Source organism: Paractinoplanes toevensis (assembly GCF_018332695.1).
In the GTDB taxonomy this organism is placed as follows: domain Bacteria; phylum Actinomycetota; class Actinomycetes; order Mycobacteriales; family Micromonosporaceae; genus Actinoplanes; species Actinoplanes toevensis.
In genome coordinates this window covers 114,596-121,449 of the sequence record NZ_BOQN01000058.1, presented here as the reverse complement: position 1 = coordinate 121,449, position 6,854 = coordinate 114,596, and the positions used below count along the sequence as shown (strand labels likewise).

6 protein-coding genes are annotated in these 6,854 nt (G+C 71.1%); 3 read left to right on the top strand and 3 right to left on the bottom strand.

Features of this window, described 5'->3' with window-relative positions:
• From Ato02nite_RS22090 to Ato02nite_RS22080, 3 genes are all read left to right on the top strand, one after another.
• Nucleotides 1-1,392: ATP-dependent DNA helicase UvrD2 (locus Ato02nite_RS22090; protein ID WP_213008490.1), on the top strand; the 1,392-nt coding region annotated here is incomplete at its 5' end.
• A gap of 123 nt (nucleotides 1,393-1,515) precedes the next feature.
• Nucleotides 1,516-1,887 (top strand): hypothetical protein, encoded by a 372-nt coding sequence (locus tag Ato02nite_RS22085; protein ID WP_213008489.1) that lies wholly within the window; start codon nucleotides 1,516-1,518, stop codon nucleotides 1,885-1,887.
• A 138-nt stretch (nucleotides 1,888-2,025) separates the two neighbouring features.
• Complete coding sequence (locus Ato02nite_RS22080) at nucleotides 2,026-2,388, top strand: WhiB family transcriptional regulator (RefSeq protein ID WP_203812461.1); 363 nt, start codon at nucleotides 2,026-2,028, stop codon at nucleotides 2,386-2,388.
• Nucleotides 2,389-2,911: 523 nt separating this feature from the next.
• Here Ato02nite_RS22080 and Ato02nite_RS22075 read toward each other — a convergent pair.
• From Ato02nite_RS22075 to Ato02nite_RS22065, 3 genes are all read right to left on the bottom strand, one after another.
• A complete protein-coding gene (locus Ato02nite_RS22075) occupies nucleotides 2,912-4,192 on the bottom strand; it encodes a M18 family aminopeptidase (RefSeq protein WP_246607301.1) in 1,281 nt (426 codons plus the stop codon).
• 25 nt (nucleotides 4,193-4,217) lie between these two features.
• On the bottom strand, nucleotides 4,218-5,564 hold the full coding sequence (locus tag Ato02nite_RS22070) for an ABC1 kinase family protein (protein WP_213008488.1): 1,347 nt from the start codon (nucleotides 5,562-5,564) through the stop codon (nucleotides 4,218-4,220).
• A 98-nt stretch (nucleotides 5,565-5,662) separates the two neighbouring features.
• Nucleotides 5,663-6,658, bottom strand: coding sequence for a hypothetical protein (locus Ato02nite_RS22065; protein ID WP_213008487.1), 996 nt, complete (start codon nucleotides 6,656-6,658; stop codon nucleotides 5,663-5,665).
• Between the last annotated feature and the right edge of the window lie 196 nt (nucleotides 6,659-6,854).

Here is a 6,854-nt window from a genome sequence, read left to right as displayed (position 1 = left end):
GACGCCAGCCAGACGATCTACTCGTTCACCGGGGCCACCTCGAGCTACCTGATCGACTTTCCCCGGCAGCGGCGCAACGCCGTGGTGATCCGGCTGGTCCGCGACTACCGCTCGACCCCGCAGGTGGTCGGCCTGGCCAACGCCGTGATCCGGCAGGCGCGCGGTAACGAGGCCCGGCTCCGGCTCGAGCTGGTCGGCCAGCGTCCGCCCGGCGCCGAGCCGGAGTTGAAGATCTTCCCCGACGAGGCGGGCGAGGCCGCCGCGGTGGCCCGGCGCTGCCGTGAGCTGATCGCCACCGGCACCCCGGCCAGCGAGATCGCCGTGCTGTTCCGCATCAACGCCCAGTCCGAGGTTTATGAGGAGGCGCTCGCCGAGGCCGAGGTGCCCTACGTGGTGCGCGGCGCCGAGCGGTTCTTCGAGCGGCCCGAGGTCCGGCAGGCGATGATCGCGCTGCGCGCGGCCGTGCGTTCCACGCCGGGCGAGACGCCGCTGGTGCAGGCGGTGGTCGAGGCGCTCGCGGCGACCGGGTGGGCGCGGGAGCAACCACCGCCGGGCGGGGCGGCCCGCGAGCAGTGGGAGGCGCTCGCCGCGCTGGTCACCCTGGCCGAGGAGTATTCGAAAGCGCCCACCCTCGAGCCGATCGGCCAAGCCGGCGCGGTGCAGCGGGACGTCACGCTGTCCGCGTTCAACGACGAGTTGGCCCGGCGGGTCGAGCAGCAGCACGCACCCACGGTCGCGGGTGTGACGCTCGCCTCACTTCACTCGGCCAAGGGCCTCGAATGGGACGCGGTCTTTCTGGTCGGCCTGGCCGACGGCACGCTCCCGACGACGTACGCGAAGACGCCCGAGCAATTGGAGGAGGAGCGCCGCCTGCTCTACGTCGGGGTGACCCGGGCCCGCGAGTGGTTGTGGCTTTCCTATGGTCAGACGCGGTCCGGCAGCGGCCGGGCGCGCCGTCCGTGCCGCTTCCTGCCGCAGCTGGAGCGCAATTCGCCGACCGAACGGGCGGGGGTCACCGACCGGAGTCGGAAACCCGACCGTCGGCGCTCCCAGGTGTCCTCGTGCCGCATCTGCGGGGCAGCCCTGCTGGCCGGGGCCGATCGCAAGATGGGTCGCTGCCCGAGCTGCCCGTCCGACCTCGACCAGGACCTTCTCGACCGTTTCACGGCCTGGCGGGCGGAAACCGCGGCCGGGCTCAAAGTCCCTGCTTACGTGGTGTTCACCGACGCGACGCTGGTGGCCATGGCGGAGCGGCGCCCGAGCAACCCGGCGGAACTGCTGGGGATCGCCGGGATCGGTCCCCGAAAGCTCGGTCAGTACGGTGCCGCCGTCTTCGCTCTCGTGGGTGGCGCGACGCCCGACGAAGCCTCGTCAAAAAACTTTGAAAACTAGTCCGTTAATTCGTTTGCCCTCCCTTGTAGGGGAGGCTTAGCCTCAGAGCACACCTTGGCGAGCGGCCTGCTCTACAAGGGAAAACGAACGACGAGTGCATCGCAGATGGAGGAGGTGGCAGAGATGGAGATCTACACGATGACGCAGCCGTCGCTGCCGCTGACCCGTGCCTGCGCTCCGTCCGCTCTGTTGCCGACTGCCGCCGCTTCTGTGGCAGCAATGTCGGCTCCGCCGGTGGCCCCCGTGGCGCTGGTGGCTGAGCGGGCTTGGATTCCGGCCGAAATCGTCCGACCGATGGCAATTCTTGCCGCCGAGCGGGCCCCGGTTTCGCGGGTGCACCAGGTCCAGGCCCAGGCCGAGCTGGCTCAGGTCCTGACGCTCACCGACGGAATCAATGGCACCAATGGCACCACTGGGTTCAAGGGCTCCAGCGTCTCCATGAAGCGTTACGCGGATGGTGGCAGTGGCGTCCCGCCTCGAGGAAGGCCGGTCTGATAACCAGACCTCCGGCTCACCTCGAGGCCGCGGAACCCGTAAAGGGATCCGCGGCCTTAATTTTTTGCCGGCCTACAGGCCGGTGCACGACCCGACGATCCAGAAGATCGCTGAAGAAGAGAGAGGTGACCGGGCTTTATGAGTCTGGCGCTGGCCCCGATCGACGTGAGCGTCGACATCGAGGCAAACCTGCCCTGCCGGAAGTTCGACCCGGACCTGTGGTTCTCGGACTCCCCGGCCCAGCTGGAACTGGCCAAGTCGCTCTGCGGGGACTGCCCGCTGCGCGTCGAGTGCCTGGCCGGTGCGGTCGAGCGGAACGAGCCCTGGGGCGTCTGGGGCGGCGAGATCTTCGAGCGGGGTGCCGTGGTTCCCCGCAAGCGGCCGCGTGGCCGTCCGCGTAAGTCGGACGTGGCGCGCGACGCCGAGCTTGCCGTCGAGGTCGAGGAGCGGCTTGCCGCGAACGGCCTCGAGTCCCGCAACCAGGTTCGCCTGGCGGCCTGACATGAACAGCAGCATCGCCCTCCCCGAGGCCGAACCGGCCGTAACCCGAAAGCCGAGCATCGAGATGAACACGACTGGAGCCACCAAAATGAGACTTCTCCACGAAGCGTTGTCCAGGGCCCGAATGCGTCGGCCTCAGCGTGACTACACACCTGAGGCGCACCGCCCCGCTCGCCAGGTCGCTATGCAGTCCCTTCACCGGGCCTCGCGCGAACTCGGCGGCGGGCGCTACTGACCCACTGACAACCACTCGTAACTGATAGGCCCGTCCGCGCCGAGCGCGGACGGGCCTTCGCTATGTCGCCAACCAACACCGGCGGACGGAGCCGTCCAAGATCAGGGCCGCCGGGCCAAGGGCCCGGCCTGGATCGGGCCGGCTTGGGGTCAAAGCCGGCGGGACCGGCGGGCCGGGGCTAGGCGGCCATCGACGGCGCGGGCCAGGCTGCCGGGCATCGACGGCGCGGGCCAGGCTGCCGGGCATCGGCGGGCGCGTGGCCGGGTTTGGCGGGATCGGCGGGCCGGGTTAGGGGAGGCCGGTGAAGAAGACCTCGGCGGCGGCCGACAGGCGGGTCGGGTCGTCGACGTGGCAGAGCTCGCGGGCCGAGTGCATGGAGAGCAATGGGGTGCCGACGTCCAGGGTGGGGATGCCGATGCGGACCGCGATGATCGGGCCGATCGTGGAGCCGCAGGGAACCGCGTTGTGGGAGACGAACTCCTGGAACGGGACGCCGGCCTTTTCGCAGGTGCGGGCCCAGAGCGCGGCGCCCACCGCGTCGGTCGTGTAGCGCTGGTTGGCGTTGATCTTCAACAGCGGGCCGCCGCCGGCCACCGGACGGTTGGCCGGGTCGTGCCGCTCCGGCTTGTTGGGGTGTACGGCGTGGCCGGCGTCGGCGGACAGGCACCACGAGCCGAAGATCGCGCGGGCCAGGTCGGACCGGTCACCGCCGAGCGCGGCCGAAACCCGCTCCAGCACGTCGGAGAGCAGCGGTCCGGCGGCGCCCGAGCGGCTTTCCGAGCCGATCTCCTCGTGGTCGAAGGCGGCCAGCACCGCGATCGCACTGCCCGGCGACGTCCGCAACAGGGCGGTCAGGCCGGCGTGCACCGAGGACAGGTTGTCCAGCCGGGCCGCGGCGAACAGCGAGCCGTCCGCACCGAACCGGGCCGGCGCGGCCGAGTCGACCGAGACCACGTCGAACCCGGCGATGCCGCCGGCCGAGGAGAGGCCGGCGGCTCGGGCCAGATGGGTGAGCACGTCGGGGCCGGCGACGCCGAAGATCGGCTGGGTGTCGCGCTGCTTGTCGGGGGCGAACGACGTGTTGACGTCCCGGTCCAGGTGGATGGCCAGGTGCGGGATGCGGGCGAACGGGCCGGTGCGAACCAGGTGCACGGTGCCTGCGGTGTCGACGAGCCGGCCCGCGAACTCGAGCTCGCGGTCGAACCAGGAGGCGATGATCGGCCCGCCGTACACCTCGACGCCGGCCTGCAGCCAGCCGTACGCGGACAGGGCCGGCCGCGGTTTGAGCTTGAACGTGGGGGAATCGGTGTGCGCGCCGAGGACGCGGAACGGCGTGGCCGGGCCCGCCTCGGACGGGAGCGCCAGAGCGATCACCGCGCCGTCGCGGACCAGCACCAGCCGGGCGCCGGGCCGCACGATCTCGCGCCAGTCGGCCGCCTCGTCGAGCGTGGTGTAGCCGGCGTCGCGGAGACGCCGGGCCACTTCGGCCGCCGCGTGATAGGAACTCGGCGACGCCGAGATGAAGCTTCCAAGATCGTCGATGTGCCCCGCGCTGTCCATGTCCCTCATCGAATCATGGCGGCCGGCGCGGGAGTCACCCGACCGGTGCGAATCCGGGCAGCCACTTCTCGACGATCTCCCGATAGGGCGCTTCGGCCTCGAGTTGGCAGAGCACCCCGATCGAGCCCAGCGTCACCCGGTGGATCAGCAGATAGGAGGGCGGCAGGTTGAGCTTGCGGCTCAGTTGGTAGGCCGGGGATTTCGGGCTGGTCAGCCGGGTCGCCTCGCCGCGCAGCCAGCTGCGGGTGAACCGGAACTCGTCGACCGCGAGCGGCTCGATCATCGGCCGGAGGAATTTCAGCACGGCCTCGGCGTCGATCTCGTCGCCGGGCTTGATGAAGCCCTCCTCACGCAGGCCGCTCGCGACCCCGTCGGCATCGCCGTCGAGGGCGAGCCGCACCAGCCGCCCGATCGGCTCGGGATGGCCGCCGGGCAGTCGCGCCACCGCGCCGAAGTCGATCACGCCGAGCCGGCCGTCGGGCAGGATGCGGAAGTTGCCGGGGTGCGGGTCGGCGTGCAGCAGACCGGCCCGGGCCGGCGCCGAGAAGTGCAGGGTGGCCATCAGCCGCCCGGCCTCGTCGCGTTCCTCCTGGGTGCCCTCGCTGATCACCTTGGCCAGCGGGGTGCCGTCGACCCACTCGGTGATCAGCACCCGCGGCGCCGAGGCGATCACCCGTGGCACGTAGATCTCGTCGTCGTCGGCGAACGCGGTGGCGAAGGCCGTCTGGGTCTCCGCCTCCATCGCGTAGTCGAGCTCCTCGGTGATCCGCTCTCGTAGCTCGGCCAGCAGCGGCTTGATGTCCATGCCCGGTTGAATGATCTTGAACATGCCGGCCAGCAGGGACAGCTGCTTGAGGTCGGCCAGCAGGGCCTCGCCGGCACCCGGATATTGCACCTTCACCGCGACGGCGATCGTCTTGGGTTTCGCGTTCTTGCGGGCCGGGGGCAGTTTCCACACCGCCCGGTGCACCTGGCCGATGCTGGCCGCGGCGGCCGGACTGTCGTCGAACTCGGCGAAGCGGTCCCGCCACTCCGGCCCGAGCTGCTCGGCGAGGGCCTTGTGCAGGCTGGCCACCGGCATCGGCGGCGCGGCCTCCTGGAGCTTGGTCAGGGCCTGCCGGTAGGGGCCTGCCATCTCCTCGGGCAGGGCGGCCTCGAAGACCGACAGCGCCTGGCCGAACTTCATCGCACCGCCCTTGAGCTGGCCCAGGACGCTGAACAACTGCTCGGCGGTGCGCTGCTGGATGTCGGCGGAAATGACGTCGGAGGCGATCCCCACCGCGCGCTTGCCCAGCCCCAGGGCGGCACGCCCGGCGAACCCCAGGGGCAGCGCTGCCAGCTTCGCGGTGCGGGACGCGGCACGACGCGGAATGTCGGTCACCCGATCATTCTTACTGACGCTTTGCCAAGTGACTGCCCAGCTGGGTGGCCTTCGCCCCAGGATGTGCGAAAAGTCCGAGAGAAGCGGCACGAGAAAAGTCATGGCCGGCCACAGGTGCAGACCGGATGCGGGGTCCAGGTGCGGCGGCGGACCCGGCCCGGGCCGGTGATCTCGACGGTGGCGCCGGCGGTCTGCGGGCTGCCGCCGTCGAGGAACGCCAGCACCTCGGCGGCCGCAAACGCGGTGGCGGTCAGCACCGTGGTGACCGTGCACGGCTCGGCGACGGTGGCAGCCGTCCCGGGCTGGTCCGGCCACTCCGCGTCCCGGTCGCGACGGTGCAGGGCGAGGCAGTTGAGGCAGGGGCCGCCGGTCGCCGGCACGAGGGGGCCGATCACCGCGGCGCCCTGGCGGATGGTCACGGCCAGGTGTGGCTGACGGCGGCCGAACAGGGCGGCGGCCAGCAGACTCACGGGCTGCTCGTGGTCGAACTGGACGAGCAGAGTCGCGGTTGTCCGGCGTACCCCATGGAGCACCTCCGGTGCGGCCCGGCTCATCGCCTCGACGATCGCCGCGCGCCGGGGTTTGCCGATGTCGGACGCGCGAAGCGGTCCGCCGGCCAGTTCGCCCGGCCGGACCGCGCCGGAAAGATCGGGTTGCACGTGCCCGACGCCGGCCTCGGCGAGCGCCACCGCGATGCCGGCGCCGAGCCGGCCGTGACCGGCCAGCACCACCCGGGCGGCCTGCCGGCGGCGCAGGAAATCGGCCGGCGGCCCCGCACCGTGCAGGGCGAGCGCGGCCGCCTCGCCGGCCAGCCGGGCGGCCGGTGGGCGAAGGGCGGAGCGGGGTAACACGAGCCCGGCGTCCTGCAGGGTCGACAGCAGGGAACGGCACTCGTCGGGAGAGATGCCGATCTCGGCGGCCCGTAGCAGGATCAGGCGCTCGGTGCGGGTGCCGTCGAGCAGGTCGAGCACCTGCGCGGCACGCCGATCGGGGAGACGTAACCGCAGCGCACGGGCCGGATCGGAGCCCAGCTGCAGCTGGCCGTCGGGACACCAGATGCGGGGGAGGCCGGGGATGAGGGTGGGACGAATCACGGTGACAGCGTGTCACCGATGCCATGCGGAGTGAGTTGGTTGTCCACAGGACCGTCCGGTCCGTAGAGCGGGTTGTCCACAGCTACAGACGAGTTATCCACAGGCTGGTCCCGCTATCCACACTTACTCAACGTGTCGGTTCCGACACGGTTATGGGTAGAGCGGCGCAGGCGACGCCGCTCTACCCGTAAGCGTG

Coding starts and splice junctions, on each gene's coding strand:
- Ato02nite_RS22085 (WP_213008489.1), top strand. CDS start 1,516: ATGGAGATCTACACGATGACGCAGCCGTCGCTGCCGCTGACCCGTGCC.
- Ato02nite_RS22080 (WP_203812461.1), top strand. CDS start 2,026: ATGAGTCTGGCGCTGGCCCCGATCGACGTGAGCGTCGACATCGAGGCA.
- Ato02nite_RS22075 (WP_246607301.1), bottom strand. CDS start 4,192: ATGAGGGACATGGACAGCGCGGGGCACATCGACGATCTTGGAAGCTTC.